This is a genomic window from Portibacter lacus, assembly GCF_021533215.1.
GTDB classification, from domain to species: Bacteria; Bacteroidota; Bacteroidia; order Chitinophagales; family Saprospiraceae; genus Portibacter; species Portibacter lacus.
In genome coordinates this window covers 260,083-283,776 of the sequence record NZ_JAJNKA010000003.1, presented here as the reverse complement: position 1 = coordinate 283,776, position 23,694 = coordinate 260,083, and the positions used below count along the sequence as shown (strand labels likewise).

The following is a 23,694-nucleotide window of genomic DNA, read 5'->3' as shown; positions in this document are numbered from 1 at the left end:
AAGCTACTATTGCAAAAATACGATGAAAGATTGAATAAAAAATTTAGATATATTATATTTTTCTTAGTCATTACGATATGGGCTGGGCTTGTGAAGGCCCAAGATCCAGTATTTTCGCAATTTTACATTGACCCAATTCAAGTCAATCCTGCATTCACTGGTAACACTTATAATCCTAAAGTTTCTTTATCTTATCGTATGCAGTGGCCTTTAATACCATTTGCATATAACACTTATTCTGCGTCATATGATCAGTATTTTGAAAGTGTGGAAAGTGGTTTCGGGGTAAATGTTCTAGCGGATAATGCAGGGAATGGTATATATGTGCATAATAAAGTAGCGCTTTTTTATGCATACAGAGCACGGTTAAAAGGTGATACTTATTTGAAAATAGGAATAGAGGCTGCAGGAGTACAAAATAGGATAGATTGGGATAAGCTCATATTTTTTGATCAATTAGACCCAGAATTTGGAGGAATTAGTCCTGGAGGCACTCCTTATCCTACGTCTGAAGTACAACCAGATCAATTATTTAAGAATTATATAGATGCCTCAGTGGGTATGTTATTATATAATCCTAAATTTTATTTAGGAACTTCCTTAAAGCATGTTAATACTCCTTCCGAAAATTTCACAAATATTAATTCAGGATTGTATTCTGGGCTACCTTTGCGCGTTTCTCTACAGGCTGGTGCCCAAATAAAAATTAATAATTACAATATTGGAGGGGAAGAGACGTTTATTTCACCTAACATCCTATATGTTAAACAAGGCAGTTCTACACAATTAAATGTAGGGGCATATAGCAATTTGGGTGTCTTTTTTTTAGGAGCATGGTATCGGCATGCAAATGAAAATCCTGATGCAGTAATTTTTTCAACGGGAATTACGCAGGGAGCCCTTAAAATAGGGTATAGTTACGATCTAACTGTTTCAAAACTTTCTTCCAATAGTGGAGGATCTCATGAAATAGGCATTAGCTTCTTAATAGGAGAAACTAAGAAAAGATCGGATATTAATGATTGTTTCCAATTGTTTAGATAATATAATTGGTACAATATGTGTTTTAGAAAAAGAAATTAATTAAAAGGTAATTACAAAGGTTTGACAATGAAAAAATTATTAAGGCTAAGTTTAGTTTTAGTACTTCCAGCATTAATTCTGGGATCATGTAAGCAATCAGAACGTTCTAGTTCTACAGGTTGGAAATATAATGATTCAGAATGGGGAGGCTTCGAGAAATTAGATTATGAAGGTCAGAAAACTGGACCGAATCTCGTTCCTATCCAAGGTGGAACATTTATGATGGGATTAACGGAAGAAGATGTAACGTTCGAATGGGATAATGTTCCAAGAAGAGTTACGGTTTCTTCGTTCTATATGGATGAAACGGAAGTTTCAAATATTGACTATCGTGAATATTTATACTGGACAAAGAAAACTTATCAATCATATCCTGCTGTATGGAGAGAGGCATTGCCTGATTCATTAGTATGGAGAGAGGAGCTTTCATTTAATGAGCCGTTCGTAGAAACTTATTTCAGACACCCATCGTATGATGATTATCCAGTGGTAGGTGTTAGTTGGAAGCAAGCAGGTAAATTCGCAGCTTGGAGAACGGACCGTGTGAATGAAATGCTTTTAATAGAAAGAGGAATTTTAAATCCTTCACCTGATCAAGTGGATTCAGATAATTTCAACACTGAAACTTACTTAGCTGGACAGTATCAAGGAAATGTAAGAAAAAATCTTAAAGACCTAGGATCTGGAGGAGAGCGATCAGTAAGATTCGAAGATGGAATCATGTTGCCTGATTATAGATTACCGACAGAAGCAGAGTGGGAATATGCAGCATTAGCGTTGCAAGGAAATCAAGCGACTTCTCAAGATGAGTTAATCACAGATCGTAGAATATATCCTTGGAATGGAAATACAGCAAGGTACCAGAAGAGAAATAAACAGCAAGGAGGAATGCTTGCGAATTATAAGAGAGGAAGAGGTGATTACATGGGTATTGCAGGAAAATTAAATGATAAAGCACACATACCAGCAGATGTTAGATCATTCTTACCGAATGATTTTGGTTTATACAATATGGCAGGTAATGTAAGTGAGTGGACTGCGGATGTATATAGACCGATGACAAGTACAACATTGAGAGATTCTGAGAATCATGATTTGAATCCTTATAGAGGAGGAGAATTTATGCAGAAGGTATTAGATGAAAATGGAGTTCCGGTTGAAAAAGATAGTTTAGGTAAAATTCAGATGGAGCCTGTTAGTGATGATGATGTGTTAGGAAGAGAAAACCATAAAGTTGCTAATGTTAAGAACTACAAAGATGGTGATGATGAGTTCGTAAATTACGAATATGGAATCCACACTTTGATTAATGACAAGTCAAGAGTTATAAAAGGTGGTTCTTGGGCAGATAGACTTTATTGGCTATCACCTGGTGCGAGAAGATTTAAAGATGAGGACAAAGCAGATAGAACTATTGGTTTTAGATGTGCAATGACAAGAGTTGGTGGTCCTGAAGGAAATGAGGATACGGCTGGTAATAAGTTTAAGACTAAGAACAAAAAAGTTAAAAGAAGATATAAATAAGTTTAATAAACTTAATTTAAAGTCCTCTCGTTTTCGAGAGGACTTTTTTTATTTTTGGATGTATGAAGATTGAAGATTTATATAAATTGTTCTTAAAAAGTGAAGGTGTTGTTACCGACTCAAGAAAAGATCTTAGTAATAAAATATTCTTTGCGCTGAAGGGTGAAAATTTTAATGGAAATAAATATGCGAGTCAGGCTATTAGTGGTGGGGCAAAATTTTCAGTTATTGATGAAGAAGAATTTAGGGAAGGTGAAAATTATATTCTGGTTTCAGATGTACTTCTAACGCTTCAACGATTAGCGAGTTATCATAGAAGTAAGATGAGATGTCCTATTCTAGGTATTACTGGCAGTAATGGAAAAACAACAAACAAAGAATTGTTGGGTCATGCGCTGTCAAAGAAATACAAGTGTTATTTTACCAGAGGGAATTTGAATAATCATATTGGTGTTCCATTAAGTTTACTAGAAATTACCAATACTGATGAGATAGCTATTATTGAAATGGGTGCGAACAGGATGGGAGATATTGCTGAACTTTGTGAGATTGCTGATCCTGATTATGGATATATAACTAATATTGGGATTGCTCATTTAGAAGGTTTTAAAACAAGAGAGAATATACTAATTGAAAAAGGGCGACTTTTTGAATATGTTAAAAAGAAACGAGGAGCTTTTTATGTGAATTCGAGTGAAAAAGAAATCTTTAAATTAGCTGAAAAATATGAGCACAGTGTTCTAATTGGTGAAAGAGTAGAAGATGATTATCAATTCAATTTAGAGCATAGTATTCCAAATATTTTGTTTAGTGAGCGTATTGGTGAAAAATATGAAAGTCCATTGTATGGCAATCATAACTATGAAAACCTTAAGATGGCTTGTGGTATATCACAGCACCTTAAGGTGTCCATTAGTGACATAAAGCAGGCGCTTAGTGAATACAAACCGAAAAATAACAGGTCTGAATTCATAGAGAAAGAAGGCGTCTTTTATTTTATGGATGCCTATAACGCTAATCCATCAAGCATGCGATCGAGTTTGCTATCATTTGCTAGATTTGATTCAGATCAAAAGGTCCTGGTGCTAGGTGATATGCTGGAACTAGGAGCAGAATCAGATTATTACCATAAGGAGCTTTTGAAGTTGATCAGTGTTTCTTCGTGGAAAGATGTTGTTCTTATTGGTGAAATGTTTGGCAAAAATGCACCGTTATACAGCGATTATCAATATTTTTATAATATTGAAGATGCTAACCCATATATAAATAGCCTAAATACAAGTGGTACATATTTTCTAATCAAGGGCTCTAGGGGACAAGCTCTAGAAAGATTAGAGATTATTCAGCAACTGAAATAATCTCTAGTAATTCGGAACTAACATTGTCCTCACAAGCTTGTTTGTAATCATCATAGCTGCATGATTTCCATTTATTTTCCTTTATATCAGGAATTTTAACCCACCATCTTCCAGACACTTTGGATTTATAAAAAGAGATTTGGGTATCGAATGAAGAAATATCAACAACATATTCGTCCACTGTATTTCTAAAATAGGGATGATCTGGAAATCGTATACTTGCAGCTTCTGCATAATACCAAATGCACTGAGCGACCAGATCTGTTATTTCTGGGTCAACATTGGTTAAAATAACCCACTTGTTGAGCTCATTCATTCCGGCATATCTGAAAATTTGTGAAATATCTTCACTATACAGACCACTAGGATTTCCGAAAGCTAAGTTGGCCACTTCAGACTTTCTCAGCACATTAAAATCACAAATGAATAGATTCCCTTCACGAACAAATGGCTCAGCATTATGGATGCTGTTTTTTAATTTACCTAGGTTTAAATGTTTGGTTTCATCTGAAGCGAGATATAAATGTCTTTGAATACCAAGCAAGTGAAATGAATTTAATTCATCTAATAGATCAGTATTAGGTTCAGAACATGCATAGGCAGTCGTTACAGGGCCAATCGCTTTGATTATCTTTTTTATTTCCAGTGAATCATTAGAAATTAAGAAATTGACATGATTTTCTTTGGTGATTTCAGAGAAATCGGCAGCAGCTGAATCTATTTCTATGCCATTAATTGAAGAATAACTGTCAATTTTATGCTGAATTTCTGTTAATATGTTGTTATTGTCGCAAGAAAGAAATAACTTATTTATCATTTTAAAAAACTTTTCTAGTGTGGTAAAATTAATATTATAAATTGGAATTATATGTAATATTACTAGTAAATAAGTTTTTATGAAGACGGTTTCATGTTAATATTATGCAAGAAGGTTTTATTCAATCGAACATATATGTAAGGTTAGTAGTATAAAAAATAGAGAAAAGATGGCATAAGAATAATAATTATACTATTTTTGCCTCTTGATTAGGGTATTTAATTAGTAGTATACTTTAATTTAACATTTGTTTTAACAGAAACAATGTGAAAAATTATAATTTTGTACACAGCCAAACACTTAAAGAAAAAAATTGTATTATGACAAAGAAGTTATGTTTACTCACTTTTGCATTTTTTGCATTTATGATATGCAAAGTAGGCGCACAAGATGACACTTGGGAAACGGCCAAGATTACGGATGAGATGACTGTTGATTCTGATCAAAACAAAAAGTGGAGAATGGGTCAATCCTCATTTTCAGCTAAACCGAAAAATGCTTGGGAAGCAGGTATTATTTTAGGACATTTTCAAGTAAATGGTGATGTTCCTTCTGATTTACCTTCTGGATATGGAATAGGATTGCATATCAGAAAAGCAATTAACTATGTATTATCATGGAGAGCTGAGGGTTTTTATACCTCTACAGTTGGGCTTGATGGTAGACTTTCTAATCCTAACGTTTTAAATTTAGATAATAAGGCAACAGACCTGAGCTCTAGTACTTACAGAAATTTCAAATCTACAAGTATTACAGGTGGGCTTTCTGCTATTGTTAATGTTGGTAATTTATTATTCCATAGTCCTAGAAATAAGTGGAATGCTTATTTAGGTGTTGGATTAGGTGTTACTTCTACAACGGTTAAGATGGATTATTTAAATGGAACTACTCCTTATGATTGGAGTTCTATTGAGTCTCAACATTCTGAAAACACAAGACAGAAAAGAAATGATATTAGAGCAATGTTAGACGGAGACTATGAAACAGTTGCTGATAACGATAGAAATGTTGCAAGTTTTTTAAATGATAACGGACAGATATTTCCTTCTTTCATAGGAACTGTAGGTGTATCTAGAAAAATTAATAAAAGAATTAATATCTCTTTAGAGCAACAATTAATCGCTCAAGATTATGATAAATGGGATGGTCATGAGTACAGATCTACTTTTGATCAAACAAATGATAGTGATATTGCAGCTTTTACTTCATTAAGACTTGGTATCAATCTAGGTAATTTTGATAATGTAACTGAGCCTTTATACTGGTTGAATCCTTTGGATGCTACATATAATGATATTGCTGAACTTAAACAAAGACCAGTTTTAGATTTAACGGATGCTGATGGTGACGGAATCATCGATATGTTAGATCAGGAATTAGATACTCCTGCTGGATGTCCAGTTGATACTAGAGGAATTGTTCTAGATAGTGATGGTGACGGACTTGCTGATTGTAAGGATAAAGAACCTTTCTCAGCTCCAGGTTACGATACTGATGAAATGGGCGTTGCAATTATTCCAGACCCAGGTTACATGACAGAGAAAGATGTTACAGATGTAATCAATTCTAAAATGGGTGCAATGGAAACTACATTGAATGAAATCAAATCAGGATGTGGAGAATGGTTTTTACCTATGATTCACTTTGATCTTGATAAATACTACATCAAGCCAGAATTTTATGGTCAATTACACCACGTTGGAGAAATTCTTCAAAGATGTCCAAATGTTTGTGTATCTGTAGTAGGTCACACAGATCCTAGAAGTGGAAACGATTATAACAGAGTTCTTTCTTACAACAGAGCAAATGCTGCTATCGAATATTTAACATCTAAATATGGTGTTTCAAGAGATAGACTAAAATTAATGTATGGTGGTGAAGAGCAACCATTAGTTGATTCAAGCGCAAGAGGTTCTTCTGAATCTAAGAATTATATGAATAGAAGAGTGGAATTCAGAGTTTGTCAAGATTCTGATACTGATATGGCAAGACCAGAAGGTCCTAACGCTGGAAAAGGTGAAACAGGCAAAACTGGATCTCAATACAGCGGTAACAAAAACAGTGGATACTAATTAAATACATAACTTCTATAATTTGAGGGTCTTACAATTAAGTGTTGTAAGGCCCTTTTTTTATGCTTTTTTTTATTCTATCATCCGCCTTGAAAGAAAGGCGTTAATAAATTGATTCCTGCGCGTAAGCCAAAGGGCAAATAACTGTCTGACGACCAAAGGAAGGAGTTTTATTTGGCGCGGGAGGTAGAAGCAATTTTATACTTTCTTTCACAGCGGTGATCTTTTGTTTCTTTTGCATGGCTGGCAAAAGAAAAGAACAGATCAGTTGCGCTACTCCTGAACATCCTTAAATAAAAAAGGCGACCCTTTATAGAAGGACCGCCTTTTTTCGTTTATTTACAAGTAATATGCTTATACAAGCATCATTACTGGATTTTCAAGGTATGATTTAAATGTTGCTAGGAACTGAGCTCCTGAAGCTCCATCTACTACTCTGTGGTCACATGATAAAGTTACTTTCATTACATTACCAGGGACAACTGCACCATCTTTTACTACAGGAATTTTCTTAATTGATCCAATTGCTAAAATGCATGAGTCTGGTGGATTAATGATCGCTGTAAATTCTTCGATGTCAAACATCCCAAGATTAGAAATTGTAAAAGTGTTTCCTTGCATTTCTTTTGGCTGAAGCTTTTTAGTTTTAGCTTTTCCTGCAAGTTCTTTTACTTCTCCATTAATTGAGGATAAGGACTTGTAATCAGCATTGTTAATAACTGGAACAAGCAATCCATCTGCCACCGCAACTGCAACACCTACATTGATCTCTTTATGATAAGTTATTTTATCACCAAACCACGAAGCATTAATAGATGGATGTTTTCTTAATGCTAGAGCACTTGCTTTTACAACGAAATCATTAAACGAAATTCTTGTTTCAGAATTCTCATTAATGCTTTTTCTTGATTTGATTGCATTATCCATATCGATAGCAATCGTCAGGTAGAAGTGAGGTGCAGAATATTTACTTTCTGCTAATCGACGAGCGATAGTTTTACGCATCTGAGAAACAGGATGATCACCATATTCGAAATCCGCGAGACCACTTTCTATAACTGGAATATTTACTGATTCTGTTTTGGCTTGTTTGCCTTTACCCGAAGCTATATATTCTTCTATATCTTTTTTAATTATTCTGTTGTTTTCCCCAGAACCTTCTATGTTTTTTAGATTGATATCATATTCTTTAGCCATTGATCTTGCTAAAGGGGAAGATTTTATTCTAGAATCATCCGAAGCCGATTGACCTTTTGAATCATCTGAAGTCTTTGTATCTGATGATTCTGATACACTTTCAGTTTTAGCTGCTGAATCTGCATTATCTGTTGGCTCTTCTTTCTGCTCTCCTTCAGAGGAAGACTCTGCTGCTGCTAAAGCTGGTTTGTAATCTTCTCCTTTTTCACCTATAACCGCAAGTATACCATTTACAGGTACTGGACCTGACTCTACACCTATGTATAATAAAACGCCATCTTGGTAACTTTCCAGTTCCATAGTCGCTTTATCTGTTTCAACTTCAGCTAGAACATCACCTGGTTCAACTTCGTCTCCTACTTTTTTTAACCATTCTACAATATTGCCTTCTTCCATTGTGTCACTCATTCGAGGCATTCTTATAACATCCGCCATTTTTGTCTTATTAAGTTTAGGTACCAAAAATAATATATATAATTTAAAATGCTACAAATCTTATGTCTTTCCCTCACTTAATTATCAAGACAATTGAAAAATAAATATTTTCATCTCCTGATTTATCTTATCGAACTGCTCATTCGTTTTTATAAATCTTGATAATAAACCACTCGTACTATATATAATTGTATACAATAATCCTATTTTTGAGGTATGAAATATTCTTCATCACTCCTAAATGAAGCCGTAGAGGCTTTGTCTGAATTACCATCTATTGGTAAAAAGTCTGCTTTGAGATTAACATTGCATTTGTTAAATGATGAAAGTAACCTTGCACTGAGAATTGCTCAGAAGATTGTAGATCTAAAAAACAATATAAAGAAATGTGAAGTCTGTTATAATTATTCAGATCATAAAGTTTGCCAAATCTGTAGTGATCCGTCCAGAAATAAGAATATTATTTGCGTTGTTGAATCTATTAGAGATGTTATGGCTATTGAAGATACCGATCAATTTAGTGGCGTTTATCATGTGTTAGGAGGAATTATCTCACCTATTGAAGGAATTGGTCCAAGTGAATTAAATATTGATGGTTTAATAAGAAGAGTGGAGAAAGACGCTCCTAAAGAATTAATCATGGCAGTTTCTCCGACGATAGATGGCGAAACTACAATCTTCTACATTACTAAAATGCTCAAAAATCTAGATGTTAAAGTAAGCACTATTGCTAGAGGTGTATCCTTTGGAGGTGAATTAGAATATGCAGATGAACTTACATTAGGAAGATCTATTCACACCAGGATTCCATATTCTACAGATAGTAATATTTAATAATGAGCACTGACATTAATATCGTTATTGTCAATTACAATGTTCAGTATTTTATAGAGCAATGTTTGAGTTCAATTTATAACGTTTCTGATTTTGAAGGATCCTTAGAAGTCATTGTAGTTGATAATGATTCCACCGATGGATCTGTTCAGATGATTAAAGACAAATTTCCTGATGTAGAACTCATTGAGAATAAGGAAAATGTTGGTTTTTCTGTTGCGAACAATCAGGGGATTAATATCTCCACTGGAAAGTATATCTTAATATTGAATCCAGACACTATCCTTGAAGAAGATACCCTTTCATCCTGTTTTAAGGAAATGGAAGCGGATGTGGAGATTGGAGCACTAGGAGTTCAAATGTTAGATGGTGCAGGCCGCTTTCTACCGGAATCAAAAAGAGGGTTTCCATCACCATTGGTTTCCTTTTACCGTTTTACTGGTTTGTTTAAATTGTTTCCTCATTCGCCTAAGATCAATGCATACTATCAAGGTCACATCGATCAAAATGAAAAAGCTGAAGTAGATATTTTATGCGGAGCTTTTATGTTTATGAGAAAATCTATTCTCGATGAGATAGGCTTGTTAGACGAAGCTTTTTTTATGTATGGTGAGGATATTGACCTTTCTTACCGCTTTAAGAAAGCAGGCTACAAGGTCATGTATTTTCCTGAGACTACTATCATCCACTTTAAAGGAGAAAGTACTCGGAAGCAATCTAGAGAATACACTAGACGATTCTACGATGCGATGAATATATTTGCAAAGAAACATTTCAAGGATTCGAAGGCCAATATATTCATGAAATATTTGTCGATTGTAATTCAGTTGAAGGCCAGTCTAAATCTTGTAAAGAATTTCATCACCAAAATTTACTTACCTGTTATTGACATCCTTTTTCTGTTTTTTGGCTTGCATGCAGTTTCCTTTATATGGGCTAAGTATTATTTTAAAGAGCCAGACTATTATTCAAATGCACCACTAGACACGAATTTTCTAATCTATACTTTTGTATGGTTCGCTTTCTTGTTTTTCGGCGGGGCTTACGATAAAAGTATTAGTATTTTTCGATTGGTTAGAAATTTCCTCCTGGGCACACTCGTGATTATGGCAATCTATGGAATTCTAGATTCAGAATACCGGAGTAGTAGAGCAATTATTTTCATAGCAACGGCATTTGAATTAATACTTCTGTTAGGGTTTCGATGGATTCTAAGTTTATTTACCGGAAAAAGTTTTGATGGTTTTTCTAAAGGCAAAAACTTAATAATTATTGCAAACGATAAAGAAGCATTGAAAATAGAAAATATATTAATGCAATCTGCCACGCAAATTGATTCCATTAAAGCACTTCCTGTTAATGTCTCTGATTACGAATTGAAAGAGATCATTTTAATTGAAAATATTGATGAAGTGATCTGTAATATTAAGGATGTTTCTATGTCAAGAATCATAGAACTGATGTCTAAACTGGGTAATAAAGTGGCATTTAAAATTACAGGGGAGGAATCATTGGGAATTATCGGAAGCCAATCAAAGAATAAAGTTGGCGAGATCTATACCATCGGAATAAATTACAGCATACAGAGTGAACACAATATAAGAATCAAGCGATCATTTGATATCATCGTTTCACTACTGTCAATTTTTCTTTTTCCACTTTTTTTGATCGCTAAATCACTGAGAAAAATAACTCTGAAATCACCTAGTGTTTTATCGGGAGATTTAACAATTGTGGGCTATCAAGATGACAAACGCAAAGTTGACAATCTGCCAAAGCTGAAAGCTCCAGTAATTAATGTACCATCTGCTGATCGTTTATCATATGCGAAAGACTATTCGGTATGGAAAGATTTCAGATATTTGTGGAAATCTATATTTAAGAAAACAGATGATCAATAAAATTAAGGCCTTAGCAACCAATTATTTTCCTGAAGTTATTGGAATTAGAAATCATCTTCATGCTCATCCTGAACTCTCATTTGAAGAAAAGGAAACGAGTGATTTCATCAGCGCTGAATTAACGAAAAAGGGAATTGAGCACGAAAGAAATTGGGGTGGACATGGCATCGTCGTTAATTTAGTAAATGACCCATCATTTCCCACCATTGCATTGCGAGCAGATATAGATGCGTTACCTATTCAAGAGGAAAATGATGTTCCTTATAAATCAAAGAATGCTGGTGTCATGCATGCATGTGGTCATGACGTACATTCCTCTAGCATGTTAGGGACTGTTTTTATCCTAAATGATCTAGGAAAGGAAACAGGCAAAAACTTTAAAATCATTTTTCAACCTGCTGAGGAAAAACTTCCTGGCGGTGCGTCCATTCTAATCAAAGAAGGAGTTCTTGAAAATCCGAAACCCGCCACTATTCTAGGTCAACATGTACATCCCATTTTAGCAGCTGGAAAAGTTGGATTCAGACCAGGTTTGTATATGGCTTCTGCAGATGAAATATACATGACCATAAGAGGTAAAGGTGGACACGCCGCGATACCTCATGAAAATATAGATACGGTCTTGATGGCTTCTAGTATAATCGTTAACCTTCAGCAAGTAGTTAGTAGGAGATCAAATCCGACCATACCAACGGTCCTTTCATTTGGAAAAATAAATTCTATAGGTGGCGCCACTAATATCATTCCCGATGAAATTAAAATAGAAGGGACATTCCGCACGATGGATGAAGAATGGAGAGCTAAAGCAAACGGTATCATTGAAAAATTAGCTAGGGAGATCGCAGAATCAATGGGAGGAGTTTGTGAAATAGAGATCATGAAAGGCTATCCTTGCTTAATTAATGAAGTGAAGTCCACGGAAGCAGCGAGACAAGCAGCCCAAGCTTACTTAGGTGAGGAAAATGTAGTAGAACTTCCTATCAGAATGACATCTGAGGATTTTGCTTTCTACACACAGAAAATCCCAGCATGTTTTTATCGACTAGGAACAGGAAATGTTGCTAAAGGAATAACATCATCGGTACATACGCCAACATTTGATATTGATGAGGACTCTTTACGTATTAGTTCAGGTCTTATGGCATACATCGCTATAAATCAATAGCTAATTACATTATATTTTTTGGTAATTTATAAGTCAAACTTCTTCAATAGTTTACTTATTATAGAAATATTTAATATATTGCCCTATATTTTAATCTAAAACATATTGGTGATTATGCCTAAGATATTAATCGTAGACGACGACGCAAGCATTAGAAGGACGCTTAAGAACATTCTGGAATTTGAGAAGTACAAAGTAGATGAGGCTGTAGATGGACTTGACGCTATGGTACACATCAAGCAGAATAAGTACGATGTTGTAATAATGGATATTAAGATGCCGAAACTTGACGGGATGGATGCGATAGAAAGTGTTCAAAAGTTAAGACCGGACCTTCCCGTAGTTATGATTTCTGGGCACGGAAACATCGATACCGCTGTAGAAGCTGTGAAAAAAGGTGCATTTGATTTTATTCAGAAGCCACCTGATCTTAATAGGTTACTTATCACCATCAGAAATGCTTTAGATAAAAGTTGCCTCATTACCGAGAAGAAGGTTCTCCAGCGAAAAGTTAGAAAAAAAGATTCGCAAGAAATGATCGGTAAGTCTGAGGGAATGGAGCTTATCAAAGATACGATCGAAAGAGTTGCACCTACGGATGCACGAGTTCTAATTACAGGTCCTAATGGGACTGGAAAGGAATTAGTGGCCAGATGGATGCACTTGAAAAGCAGCAGAAATGAAGGGCCGATGGTGGAAGTGAATTGTGCAGCGATACCTTCAGAATTGATCGAAAGTGAGTTGTTTGGTCATGAAAAAGGAGCTTTTACTTCAGCGGTAAAAAACCGTGTAGGTAAGTTTGAGCTTGCTAATGATGGGACTTTGTTCTTAGATGAAATAGGAGATATGGGACTTTCAGCTCAGGCAAAAGTTCTTAGAGCATTACAAGAAAGTAAGATTACTAGGGTAGGAGGAGATAAGGAGATTTCGGTCAATGTTAGAGTGCTAGCCGCAACAAATAAAGATCTACGGGCAGAAATTAGAAAAGGCAATTTTAGAGAAGATCTTTATCACAGATTAGCGGTTATCATTGTTAAAGTTCCTGCACTAAACGAAAGAAGAGACGATATACCAATGTTAATAGAGCACTTCATTAACATGATTTGTAAAGAATACGGTATAAATCCTAAGAAAGTTGAGAATACGGCAATGAAATTATTGCAAACTTTAAATTGGACGGGAAATATCCGTGAACTTCGAAACGTTGTAGAACGGCTAATCATTCTTAGTGGTGATACAATTGCTAAGAAGGACGTTGAACAATTTGTTGTTCCTTCTAGTTCTAAGAAGGATGCATTAACTGATTTATTTGATAAATATGATGATTTGCACAAACTGCAACTTCACGTAAAAAGAGAATTTGAAAATTATAAAGGTGTTTTAGTATGAGTGAAAGAATAGGCCTGAAGAAGGCAAAGAAGCAATGGACTCAGATGAAGGGAGAGAATTCCTGGACAATGTTCAAAGTGTTAGCTGAGTTTGTTGATGGTTTTGAGACCTTGAATAAAATTGGACCATGCATATCTATTTTTGGATCAGCAAGAACTAAGCCTGATGATCGATATTACCAATTAGCAGTTGATATTGCGAAGAGATTAACAGAGGAAGGTTTTGGTGTCATTACAGGTGGTGGCCCAGGAATCATGGAGGCTGCTAATAAAGGAGCGAAAACAAACGATGGAATGTCTGTTGGGTTAAATATTGATCTCCCATTTGAAACATCGCATAATGCATATATTGACCCAGATAAAAACCTGAATCACAGATATTTCTTTGTTAGAAAAGTAATGTTCGTGAAGTATGCTCAGGCTTTTGTCGTTATGCCTGGTGGTTTTGGTACTTTAGATGAGTTATTCGAAGTACTCACATTAGTCCAGACTAATAAAATTACTAAGGTGCCTATTGTTCTTGTAGGTAGTGAATATTGGACTGGTCTTAAAGATTGGATTATTAGCACGATGTTAAAACAAGAAAACAACATCTCAGAGAAAGATTTGAAATTGATTCCTATCACAGATGATATAGAAGAAGTAGTAGATATTATTAATGACTTCTACGAGGGAGGAGATGCACATTCTTTACAACCAAACTACGAATTATAATATTTAGCGATAGATTTTATTAAGATATAGAACCTGCTTGCATTTAGTAAGCGGGTTTTTTTATGTCAATGTTTTAACCTCAGTTCCACAGATTCCACAATATTCCAAAACGAAAACGAGCATCAAATTGTGGATAATTCAAGACTTGGAATTCATAATCCTCTGAAATGAATGAAGTCAAATTCTCATATTTTAAGAACATCGTAAAAGTGCTAACCTTAAATGAAACTCGACCATCAATGAGTGGATATGGCTTATTTTCTGTAGATTCATTTAGATAGAATTGGCCAATAACAGGATTGTACTGCGGAAGATAATCACTTACGATATATCGGAAGTCAAGGCCAGCTTTTAATAACATTTTTTCCTTGAATATCTTTCCGTAGAAACTGATACTACTTTTTGTGAACACCGTTGGTAAGTTGAGTAACTCTTTGTTGTGATTCTGCAAGTACACGAAATTTTCCATCAGGAAAGATTTGTACTTGATATCATAAGATCCGTAAAGCAAGGAAACTGCATATAAACCAGGGTCCTGTCTCGGAAGAGATAAGGTGTCGTAATAGGTGAAATTAAAAGTGTTCTGCAGTTTTCCTCCTAGTTTAATATGATACTTTTCATTATAATATTCAGCACCGATGGCTTGCGTAAAGACGGGTTTCATATCTATATCATAGAAAAATGATTCATTTAACATCGCTTTTTCTTGGATATAGTTGACTCCGAATCTAGATGTTGCAAATTTAAAATTAAACCCTTGATTCTTGGTTAGTCTTAGATTCGCATTAGCGTCTAGCCCGAATTCATTAGCCACATCTAGTAATCCGTAATAGAAGTCGGCATTAATTTTTAATGCTTTCTTTACCTGTATTCCTCCATTAAAAGTCAGATATACCTCATGGAATTTCTTAGTGCTCGAACTCAGATCGACTGAATTGTAATCATGTGTTACACCCGTTTTGAAATAATAGTAATCTTTAAATTGGCTATTCAGAAAAAGGGCATTTCTAACTCTAAATAAGTCATTATAATTTCTTATCCCTCTTTCGCTAACCAAGTAGTTTTTATAAAAAGCCGAATCAGTGCTCGTAGAGGCATCTGTGAATCTGAAAAATTCATTGTATGTCTGAACTTGGTATTGGATACTGTTTTTGAACTCAGATTCGATGGTATCGTTCCCCAGTTGGTAAAATGCATTAAATATTAAATTCTGATTTTGTAAGCGGCTTTCTGCATCAGAACTGTAGACTGGAACGTTAGTTCTAATACTATTCGAAGCAATGGATAATTCGTTTACATCCGTTATTCCTCCATTAATTTCTTCTGAAGAGGCATTAATAATATAAGTAAAAAACAAGGATAATTTTTTCTTCCCTCTGAAAGATAGACTAGTCAGAAAGGATGTTTGCTTTACCAATTGGTTTTCATAAATGCCTTCTTGAGAAATTCGATCATAATCAATTACCCAATTGACATCATTTGCAAAAGTACGACTAAATAGCGCTTTCATCCGAAGGTCAGCTTGTGTTTCTCCACCTGAAAAGAATAGTTCGGAGAATGGTCTTACTTGATCAAATAGGGTAATATCCTTTTCTGTCTTTTGGTAAAGTGCATATTGGTCATAACCTAATCGAAATCCTACCCTGGGTTGTAAGTTGAAAGCCATGGGCATAGCTGCAGAACCCATATTTCCGAGATGGGCGTAATCAAAGTCACGGTTACGCGCTGGGTCGTATTGCTGAAAGTACTTATCTAACCCTTTTATTCGAAAGCTATCTTTTTTATTGATGTTTCTTAGGTTATAAGTGAGCAGTTTTAGAGAATCAACTTCTTTAGGTTTCTCTTCTAGTAATCTTGAGAGTGGCTTTCCTCTGGGAACGGGAATAGAATCCTGAGCATTGACCTGATTCACGAGAATCAGAACAATTGTAAAAATTAAAAAAGATTTAAAATCTATGCTCATTTGGAAAATATTCGGCGCGAAATTAGAAATATGATTTGAAAAGGTATTAATTCTGGACAATTATCTTCTGAATGCTTCTGGTGGTATCTCCCAGAATCTCAGCAAAGTAGACACCATTATTTTCTAAACTGACTTCTGATTGGAAATTATTTACATCATCTATTTTAAACACTAGATTTCCAGAAATCCCATAAATTCGGATTTCATGTATCAGCTGATCTGATTTTATTGTAAAAATACCTGTACTTGGATTAGGAACGATATGGAGTTGATTGTTTATGGATGCCTCATTATCAGTACTACTTGAAGCACAATAGTTATCGAAATTTTCAATGACAAACAAGCCATTTTGCATATCAGATACTAGTATATTTCCGGAAGGTAGAAAAGGGTAGATGCCCCAAGCTCCTTCGTAATTCTGTCTGGGTGACAGAGTGGAAGTTGGGTAATATAATACACGCTCAGGGGTTGTAGGATCGCTGATATTATATACTTGTAGGCCATCGTAATAGTAGGACGTAAATAGATAATTACAATAAACAATTTGGTTATGAGCAATAGAAAATTCAGAATCATTTCCTGCATCGAAGGTATTCGATAACACAATATTCCTTGGATCTGATACGTCGAAAACCTTCATCGCAGTACCCCATGTTTCATCACCCATAAAATAATATTGACCATCATCACTTAACCACCCAGAATGATTGTATCCCGATTCAGGATAGTCAGTACCTTGCAGTTGAGACAATACTTCAGGATTTTCTGGATCAGTAAGATCAACAATGACTAATCCATCGAACCCAGCATTCAAGTACGCAATATGATCTCTGATGAAGCCATCGTGGTAATGTCCTACAGATACACCGTCTATTCCGAATCTAAATTCTCCCAGTTGGACAGGATCTAATGGATTGCTGATATCATAAGCTCTAAGAGGTGCATACTGATCGTCTCCGCCCTTATTTGCGAAGCTATACAACCTTGCCTGAGAAGTATCTATAAAGATATTGTGAGCTTTTCTGATATGTTCATCATCTTGATAAACCAACTTCACAGTATCAGGTAATTCTGAAATATCAATAATCTGCAGAGATGCTTTTATTGTGCCAATGTCTTCATCCGAAACAGCATAGAGGTATCCCTTATAATCATGAAAGTCCCGATGGATAATATGTGGTCCATAAGATGCTCCTTGTACAAAAAAATCTTCTACAGGATTTTTGGGATCATCCACATTTATAAAGTGAATGCCCGCTGTTGATCCTATAACTCCATATTCATGTCCATTTACAGATAATCCCCAAACTTCATTATAGATGTTGTCATATTGAGAAGATCCTACTAATGAATCTACTTTCCAATTTGCCAATAAGGTGCCTTCTTTCGCTTGGGAAAAAGACATCGTATTAACTAGAACAATAAGGCAAAATCCAATAATGTGCTTCATTTTATAGTCTTTTTGGAAGCTTCAGTTTTTCTGCATCCGCTTTCTTTTCTTCCATTTCTTTCATTTCTTCTCCCATCTTATTGGCAGCTACAAAAGAGGTAACCATTTGTGATAACATATCACTCGCAGCTGTCGGCGCATTAGGCAGTAGAATAAGGTTACTGTTCACATTTTCACCCATTGACTGAAGCGTATCATAGTGCTGTGTAATTACTATCAATGCAGATGCCTCTTGAGAGTTAATTCCTACTTGGTTAAGAACTTCTACTGAATCTTCCAGGCCTTTCGCAATTTCTCTTCTTTGATCAGCGATACCTTGACCTTGAAGTCTTTTAGATTCCGCTTCTGCCTTTGCTTTAGCAACTATTCTGATTCTTTCCGCTTCTCCTTCATATTCTGCAGCTGTCTTTTCTCTTTCCGACGCATTAATTCTATTCATGGCATTTTTTACAGCTTGATCTGGGTCGATATCCGTTACTAATGCTTTGATAATGCCATATCCGTAGGTATTCATCGCTTCTTCCAGTTCTCTTCGAATCGCAATAGCAATATCATCTTTTCTTAAGAAAACATCATCTAATTTCATTTTAGGCACCTCAGCTCTTACTGTATCAAATACATATGAAGTAATCTGAGCTGTAGGACTTTCTAATTTATAGAAAGCTTCATAAATAGAATCTTTCAATATTTGATACTGAACACTCACTTTCATTTTTAAGAAAACATCATCTTTTGTTTTTGTTTCGACAAGAACATCTAGCTGTAGTATCTTAAGATTGACTCTACCTGAAACTCTATCCAAAATTGGAATTTTAAAGTGTAATCCTGGGCTTTTTGAGCCTTGGAATTTACCTAATCTTTCTACAATTGCAGCGGTTTGTTGCTTCACAGTGAAGAAACCATTTGCAATGAATAGTAAAGCAAGAAAAGCAAGAATAGGTAAGTAAATTGGTATTTGATCCATTTTAAAAATTTAGATAGTTAGATAAAAACGTACAGTGAATAAATTTACTATTTAATCTCAATCCTTTATGTGTTATTTAACATAATTAAGACTTAGAAAGGCAATTTAATTCCATGAAAATATAGAATCTCGATTAAAATACGCTTTTAGTCGATTAGAAGTCGAAGTCAAAATGTAAATTTGCGAAATGATTTCTACAAACATTGAAGATTATGAAGTTGTTGTTGGACTAGAAGTCCATGTACAACTAAATACTGAATCCAAAGCATTTAATAGAGACTACAACCAATTTGGGAGTGATCCGAATACAAATGTGAGCGCGATTACCTTAGCTCATCCTGGAACGCTACCTAAGGCCAATAAAAAGCATATCGAGAAAGCTTTAATCCTTGCATTAGCTACCGGATCTAAAATCAATAAAAAGAATCAGTTCGATCGAAAGAATTATTTCTATCCTGACCTCCCGAAAGGATATCAAATTACTCAGGACCGTTATCCTATATGTGAAGGTGGATCGATTACTTTCGAAACTGGAGGGAAGATGAAGACGATCAGATTGCATCATATTCATATGGAAGAAGATGCTGGAAAGTCGGCTCATGATATTTCTGATAAGTATACAATGCTTGATTATAATAGGGCAGGGACTCCGCTAGTAGAGATGGTGACAGAACCTGATTTAAGAAGTGCACAAGAAGTGCATGACTTTATGGGCGCTGTCCAGAGTATGGTGAAATATCTCGGTATAAGTGATGGTAATATGGAAGAAGGATCGATGCGGTGTGACTGTAATGTTTCCATTAGGCTTAAAGGTGCTACAGAATATGGTGAGCGTTGCGAAATAAAGAACGTAAATTCTAAGAAATTTGCTAAGCAAGCAGTCACTTACGAATATAAACGTCAGTTCAAATTGGTATCTAAGGGGATTTCATTTTCTAAGCAAACATTAAACTTCAATCCTGACACTGGAGTTACTACCCCCTTGCGTTCGAAAGAGGATGCCCATGATTATAGATATTTTCCAGATCCAGACTTGCCACCGTTATTGATCACGGATGAATATATAGCGTCAGTGAAGAAGAATATGCCTATGTTGCCTGAGGCCTACCGAACGCTTTTGGTGAAGGATTATGGATTAAGTGATTATAATGCTGGAGTTATCACAAAGGAGAAGAGTTATGCAGATTATTTTCTTCGCCTTGCAAAATCAGAAAGTGACTATGAAACCCTTGCGAAAGTAGTAATTAACAAAATCCTACCATTGGTACAGAATGAAGAAAGTGATATCGCCGAACAAGTAATGGCAGATGAGCGAGTGCTTGAATATGTTGGCCTTATTCGCAGTGGCAAAGTTTCGCCTTCAGCAGCAAATCAGTTTTTGTTCCCTGAAATTCTTGAAAATCCAGCAGAGGAAATGATGGAAATTGCGAAACGGTTAAACTTGATAAAGAGTGACGACCAAGGTTTCGTAAAGGTATTAATTGATGAGCTATTAGCTGAACATCCCGCAGAACTTGAAAAATTTAGAAATGGAAATAAAGCCTTAGTGGGATTCTTCATGGGGCAGGCGATGAAAAAAGCAGGTGGAAAAGCAGATCCGAAGGTGCTGAAAACAGAAATCATGAAGAAATTAAATGGTTAAGTAATTCTTTAAGTTAATATGTATATTTGTGTAATAAACCAATACATTACGCATTTTGAAAATAGAGCTTGATAAAGATAAACTATACTATTCTATCGGAGAGGTCTCTGAAATGTTTGATGTTTCTAATTCATTAATTAGATACTGGGAAACAGAATTTTCTAAACTTAGACCTCAAAAGAATAGTAGAGGCGACCGGAAATATACCGAAAAGGATATCCGTGTATTAGAAACCATATATGTTTTAGTAAAAGACAAAGGGTATACTATAGAAGGTGCAAAAAAGGCATTGAAAATAGAATTGGCTGCTGCTAAGAAACGAGATGAAATCATTTCTAAATTAAAGAAGATTAAGAAATCGCTGTTAGATCTTAGTAAAAGTTTATCCGACTAATTTGAAATCTTCGATATCCATGATGTGATCGCAGATTTGATAATCCTCAGCATCATTAGATGCGATTAATAAGGTACGATCATTTAGATACTTTGCTAAGAGTGTCTGAAACCATTGTTTCGATTTTAGGTCAAGGTTAGCACCCGGCTCATCAAAAATCAACAACGATGAATCAGTGAATAAAGCAAGTCCTATTTTCAAGCGCTGCTTCATACCAGAAGAAAAATTGGATATAAATTTTTTCTTTTCTTTTCCTAGTTCCATTAAGTCCAATACATCTTCTTGATTTAAGCCTTTAACGATGTTTCTGAATCGGAAATGAAATTGTAATATTTCTTCTAAAGTGAATTCCTCAATTAAAGACATAGATGTAGTTGCCACGCTGAGATGTTTGTAGATGCTATCAATTCCTACGATATTACCATTGACTTGATAAGAGATTTTGCCTTTAGTATATGGGATTTTACCCATAATAATATCAAGTAAAGTAGATTTCCCAGCACCATTATGTCCTATTAGGGCATATTTCGTCTTCGCCTCGAAATGAAAATCTATGTTCCTGAAGATCCATTGTGAGCCGTATTTCTTAGATATATTTTCGAGGATTATTTCCACAAGTTTATTGGTAACCTCGCATGAGCCCTCGCTCTGCTTTGTTCACAAAATTTAGAATCAGTGCACGATCTTCACTTTCCGGTATTTCTGCCTCGATCAGTTGAATAGCTTTAGAAATAGCATGTCCTTTTACGTAGAGTAGCCGGTAGATTTCCATGATATTGTTAATCCGATCTGCTGAAAATCCTCTTCTTCTTAGACCGATAGAGTTAACTCCAGCGTAAGAAAGTGGTTCTCTAGCTGCTTTAACAAATGGAGGTACATCTTTTCTAATAAGTGAGCCACCTGTTATCATCGAGTGCGTACCGATTTTTACAAATTGGTGAGCAGCTGATAGTGCCGAAATGATGGCATAATCACCGATCTCGATGTGACCTGCTAGATTAACTCCGTTCGCTAGGATACAGTTTTTCCCTATAACACAGTCATGTGCAATATGGACATATGCCATTAAGAGACAATTGTCTTTAATTTGGGTTTTGTAGTTAGCTTTAGTGCCTCTATTTAATGTACAGAACTCTCTTACGGTAACATTGTCTCCTATTTCAACAATAGATTCTTCACCGTCGAATTTTAAATCCTGGGGTATAGCTCCTATAACAGCGCCTGGAAAGACTTTGCAATTTTTACCAATTTTAGTTCCTGAGAAAAGTGTTACGTTAGGGCCTATCCAAGTCCCTTCACCTATTTCTACATTCTCTTCGACAGTAACAAAGTTATCTATAGTAACATTGCTGTCGATTTTTGCTTTCGGATGGATGTAGTTTAGTTTACTCAATCTTTCTGGTTATGTCCGTTTAATGATCTGTGCTGTAAGTTCGCCTTCTGATACGATGTTATTTCCAACGTATGCAGTTCCTAGCATTTGGCAAATTCCTCTTTTTATAGGTGCCATTAATTCCATTTTCAGAATTAGTGTGTCACCAGGAACGACCATTTTCTTAAACTTTACATTCTCCATTTTTAAAAAATAAGTATCCCATTTATGACCTTTTTCCTGAAGACTAAGCGCAAGAAGCCCTCCAGTTTGTGCTAAAGCTTCCATTTGTAATACACCAGGAAAAATAGGATTTCCAGGGAAGTGTCCTTGGAAAAACTGTTCGTTAAATGTAATGTTTTTTACGCCGACTACGTAATTTTCAGAGAGCTCTATAATTTTATCAACTAATAAAAATGGATAGCGATGCGGTAATTGCTCCGCGATAGCCATGGTATCCATTACCGGCTTCTTATTCGGATCGTACTTAGGCTTACCTTTTAATTTACGTTGTTCTTGATACTTGACTTTTAATAGTTTAGTAAACTCTACATTAACCTTATGTCCCGGTTTAGTAGCGACGATTTTTCCTTTTATTGGTTTTCCTAGAAGGGTTAGATCACCTATTAAATCTAATAATTTGTGTCTAGCAGGTTCATTCTTATATTTGAGATCTATCGTATTCAGCACGCCTTCTGACTTTATCTGAACACTTTTCTTCCCTAATTTTTCAGCTAAACGGTCTAGTTCATGCTGTTCCATTTTTCTATTTGCAATAACGATTGCATTATCAAGATCTCCTCCTTTGATTAATCCTTCTTGAAGTAAATATTCTAATTCATGTACAAAAACAAAAGTTCTAGAAGGTGCAATGTGCTCCGAGTAATTTTCGAAATTATAAATGTGGGCGTATTGCTTAGATAGAATCGGAGAATTGAAATCGATCATAGCCGTGTACTCTGTACCATCATGTGGTAGTGCAATTAATTCCACTCCAGATACCTCATCTTTATATTCTATCGGTTCTTCTACAATAAAATATTCTTTCTCTGCATCTTGTGCAACGATTCCAGCTTCCTCGATCATATTAACGAAAGGTTCAGCACTACCATCCATTATTGGAATTTCAGCACCATCTAATTCTATGAGTACATTATCGATGCCTAATCCAGTAAGTGCTGAAAGAATATGCTCTACTGTATGAATATGAGCTTCACCGTACTTAAGTGAAGTTCCTCTTTTCGTGGAGTAAACATATTTTACATCAGCTAGAAATGTTGGTTTTCCTTCTAGGTCCGTCCGAGAAAATCTGATTCCGTGATCTTTATCGGCTGGATGTAATGTTAATTTGGTTTTTATCCCAGTATGAAGTCCTATTCCTTCTATAGAAACAGATTTACTAATTGTTTTTTTGAACATAA

Annotated in this window: 19 protein-coding genes; 11 read left to right on the top strand and 8 right to left on the bottom strand. The window is 35.3% G+C overall.

Annotation, left to right across the window (positions count from 1 at the left end):
• The first annotated feature begins 30 nt into the window (after positions 1-30).
• The 3 genes from L2586_RS06260 to L2586_RS06250 all read left to right on the top strand — a co-directional run bounded on the left by L2586_RS06260 (position 31) and on the right by L2586_RS06250 (position 3,965).
• Complete coding sequence (locus L2586_RS06260) at positions 31-1,044, top strand: PorP/SprF family type IX secretion system membrane protein (RefSeq protein ID WP_235291942.1); 1,014 nt, start codon at positions 31-33, stop codon at positions 1,042-1,044.
• A gap of 66 nt (positions 1,045-1,110) precedes the next feature.
• Positions 1,111-2,607 (top strand): SUMF1/EgtB/PvdO family nonheme iron enzyme, encoded by a 1,497-nt coding sequence (locus tag L2586_RS06255; protein ID WP_235291941.1) that lies wholly within the window; start codon positions 1,111-1,113, stop codon positions 2,605-2,607.
• A gap of 62 nt (positions 2,608-2,669) precedes the next feature.
• Positions 2,670-3,965 carry a UDP-N-acetylmuramoyl-tripeptide--D-alanyl-D-alanine ligase gene (locus L2586_RS06250; protein WP_235291940.1) on the top strand — a complete coding sequence of 432 codons (1,296 nt, stop codon included), beginning with the start codon at positions 2,670-2,672 and terminating at the stop codon, positions 3,963-3,965.
• Here L2586_RS06250 and L2586_RS06245 read toward each other — a convergent pair.
• Positions 3,946-4,782: a hypothetical protein gene (locus L2586_RS06245; protein WP_235291939.1), complete on the bottom strand. Its 837-nt coding sequence runs from the start codon at positions 4,780-4,782 to the stop codon at positions 3,946-3,948. The two genes, L2586_RS06250 and L2586_RS06245, sit on opposite strands and share 20 nt — an antisense overlap.
• 320 nt (positions 4,783-5,102) lie before the next feature.
• On the opposite strand from L2586_RS06245, the gene L2586_RS06240 reads away from it, so the two are divergent.
• A complete protein-coding gene (locus L2586_RS06240) occupies positions 5,103-6,854 on the top strand; it encodes an OmpA family protein (protein ID WP_235291938.1) in 1,752 nt (583 codons plus the stop codon).
• A 354-nt stretch (positions 6,855-7,208) separates the two neighbouring features.
• Here L2586_RS06240 and L2586_RS06235 read toward each other — a convergent pair whose 3' ends face one another.
• Positions 7,209-8,486 carry a pyruvate dehydrogenase complex dihydrolipoamide acetyltransferase gene (locus L2586_RS06235; protein WP_235291937.1) on the bottom strand — a complete coding sequence of 426 codons (1,278 nt, stop codon included), beginning with the start codon at positions 8,484-8,486 and terminating at the stop codon, positions 7,209-7,211.
• 216 nt (positions 8,487-8,702) lie between these two features.
• Between L2586_RS06235 and recR the strand changes: the two genes are divergently transcribed.
• From recR to L2586_RS06210, 5 genes are all read left to right on the top strand, one after another.
• A complete protein-coding gene (gene recR, locus L2586_RS06230; protein WP_235291936.1) occupies positions 8,703-9,320 on the top strand; it encodes a recombination mediator RecR in 618 nt (205 codons plus the stop codon).
• 2 nt (positions 9,321-9,322) lie between these two features.
• Positions 9,323-11,221 (top strand): glycosyltransferase family 2 protein, encoded by a 1,899-nt coding sequence (locus tag L2586_RS06225; protein WP_235291935.1) that lies wholly within the window; start codon positions 9,323-9,325, stop codon positions 11,219-11,221.
• Positions 11,211-12,386, top strand: coding sequence for a M20 metallopeptidase family protein (locus tag L2586_RS06220; protein ID WP_235291934.1), 1,176 nt, complete (start codon positions 11,211-11,213; stop codon positions 12,384-12,386). Before L2586_RS06225 ends, L2586_RS06220 begins: the two co-directional genes overlap by 11 nt.
• A gap of 114 nt (positions 12,387-12,500) precedes the next feature.
• Positions 12,501-13,775 carry a sigma-54-dependent transcriptional regulator gene (locus tag L2586_RS06215; protein ID WP_235291933.1) on the top strand — a complete coding sequence of 425 codons (1,275 nt, stop codon included), beginning with the start codon at positions 12,501-12,503 and terminating at the stop codon, positions 13,773-13,775.
• Complete coding sequence (locus L2586_RS06210; protein WP_235291932.1) at positions 13,772-14,488, top strand: LOG family protein; 717 nt, start codon at positions 13,772-13,774, stop codon at positions 14,486-14,488. The genes L2586_RS06215 and L2586_RS06210 overlap by 4 nt, the downstream gene beginning before the upstream one ends.
• Positions 14,489-14,567: 79 nt before the next feature.
• Here L2586_RS06210 and L2586_RS06205 read toward each other — a convergent pair whose 3' ends face one another.
• The 3 genes from L2586_RS06205 to L2586_RS06195 are packed head-to-tail and all read right to left on the bottom strand — an operon-like array spanning position 14,568 to position 18,865.
• Complete coding sequence (locus L2586_RS06205) at positions 14,568-16,451, bottom strand: putative porin (protein WP_235291931.1); 1,884 nt, start codon at positions 16,449-16,451, stop codon at positions 14,568-14,570.
• A gap of 46 nt (positions 16,452-16,497) precedes the next feature.
• Positions 16,498-17,901 (bottom strand): choice-of-anchor B family protein, encoded by a 1,404-nt coding sequence (locus L2586_RS06200; RefSeq protein ID WP_235291930.1) that lies wholly within the window; start codon positions 17,899-17,901, stop codon positions 16,498-16,500.
• A gap of 1 nt (position 17,902) precedes the next feature.
• Entirely contained in the window at positions 17,903-18,865 is a 963-nt protein-coding gene (locus L2586_RS06195) for an SPFH domain-containing protein (protein WP_235291929.1), read from the bottom strand.
• Between the two features lie 187 nt (positions 18,866-19,052).
• Between L2586_RS06195 and gatB the strand changes: the two genes are divergently transcribed.
• Together gatB and L2586_RS06185 are read left to right on the top strand one after the other, a co-directional pair.
• Positions 19,053-20,507 carry an Asp-tRNA(Asn)/Glu-tRNA(Gln) amidotransferase subunit GatB gene (gene gatB / locus L2586_RS06190; RefSeq protein ID WP_235291928.1) on the top strand — a complete coding sequence of 485 codons (1,455 nt, stop codon included), beginning with the start codon at positions 19,053-19,055 and terminating at the stop codon, positions 20,505-20,507.
• A gap of 55 nt (positions 20,508-20,562) precedes the next feature.
• A complete protein-coding gene (locus L2586_RS06185; RefSeq protein ID WP_235291927.1) occupies positions 20,563-20,901 on the top strand; it encodes a MerR family transcriptional regulator in 339 nt (112 codons plus the stop codon).
• On the opposite strand, the gene L2586_RS06180 is transcribed toward L2586_RS06185, so the two are convergent.
• Genes L2586_RS06180 through L2586_RS06170 form a run of 3 tightly spaced genes read right to left on the bottom strand, consistent with a single transcriptional unit; the run spans position 20,890 to position 23,692 of the window.
• Positions 20,890-21,516, bottom strand: a complete 627-nt coding sequence (locus tag L2586_RS06180; RefSeq protein WP_235291926.1) for an ABC transporter ATP-binding protein — start codon at positions 21,514-21,516, stop codon at positions 20,890-20,892. The genes L2586_RS06185 and L2586_RS06180 overlap by 12 nt on opposite strands.
• Before the next feature lie 4 nt (positions 21,517-21,520).
• The gene (gene lpxA / locus L2586_RS06175; protein WP_235291925.1) at positions 21,521-22,294 is read right to left on the bottom strand and encodes an acyl-ACP--UDP-N-acetylglucosamine O-acyltransferase; all 774 of its coding nucleotides are present in this window, start codon (positions 22,292-22,294) and stop codon (positions 21,521-21,523) included.
• A gap of 9 nt (positions 22,295-22,303) precedes the next feature.
• Entirely contained in the window at positions 22,304-23,692 is a 1,389-nt protein-coding gene (locus tag L2586_RS06170; protein ID WP_235291924.1) for a bifunctional UDP-3-O-[3-hydroxymyristoyl] N-acetylglucosamine deacetylase/3-hydroxyacyl-ACP dehydratase, read from the bottom strand.
• Positions 23,693-23,694 lie beyond the last annotated feature (2 nt).

Coding starts and splice junctions, on each gene's coding strand:
- L2586_RS06220 (WP_235291934.1), top strand. CDS start 11,211: ATGATCAATAAAATTAAGGCCTTAGCAACCAATTATTTTCCTGAAGTT.
- recR (WP_235291936.1), top strand. CDS start 8,703: ATGAAATATTCTTCATCACTCCTAAATGAAGCCGTAGAGGCTTTGTCT.
- L2586_RS06245 (WP_235291939.1), bottom strand. CDS start 4,782: ATGATAAATAAGTTATTTCTTTCTTGCGACAATAACAACATATTAACA.
- L2586_RS06215 (WP_235291933.1), top strand. CDS start 12,501: ATGCCTAAGATATTAATCGTAGACGACGACGCAAGCATTAGAAGGACG.
- L2586_RS06225 (WP_235291935.1), top strand. CDS start 9,323: ATGAGCACTGACATTAATATCGTTATTGTCAATTACAATGTTCAGTAT.
- gatB (WP_235291928.1), top strand. CDS start 19,053: ATGATTTCTACAAACATTGAAGATTATGAAGTTGTTGTTGGACTAGAA.
- L2586_RS06250 (WP_235291940.1), top strand. CDS start 2,670: ATGAAGATTGAAGATTTATATAAATTGTTCTTAAAAAGTGAAGGTGTT.
- L2586_RS06200 (WP_235291930.1), bottom strand. CDS start 17,901: ATGAAGCACATTATTGGATTTTGCCTTATTGTTCTAGTTAATACGATG.
- L2586_RS06210 (WP_235291932.1), top strand. CDS start 13,772: ATGAGTGAAAGAATAGGCCTGAAGAAGGCAAAGAAGCAATGGACTCAG.
- L2586_RS06195 (WP_235291929.1), bottom strand. CDS start 18,865: ATGGATCAAATACCAATTTACTTACCTATTCTTGCTTTTCTTGCTTTA.
- L2586_RS06235 (WP_235291937.1), bottom strand. CDS start 8,486: ATGGCGGATGTTATAAGAATGCCTCGAATGAGTGACACAATGGAAGAA.
- L2586_RS06240 (WP_235291938.1), top strand. CDS start 5,103: ATGACAAAGAAGTTATGTTTACTCACTTTTGCATTTTTTGCATTTATG.
- L2586_RS06255 (WP_235291941.1), top strand. CDS start 1,111: ATGAAAAAATTATTAAGGCTAAGTTTAGTTTTAGTACTTCCAGCATTA.
- L2586_RS06170 (WP_235291924.1), bottom strand. CDS start 23,692: ATGTTCAAAAAAACAATTAGTAAATCTGTTTCTATAGAAGGAATAGGA.
- L2586_RS06205 (WP_235291931.1), bottom strand. CDS start 16,451: ATGAGCATAGATTTTAAATCTTTTTTAATTTTTACAATTGTTCTGATT.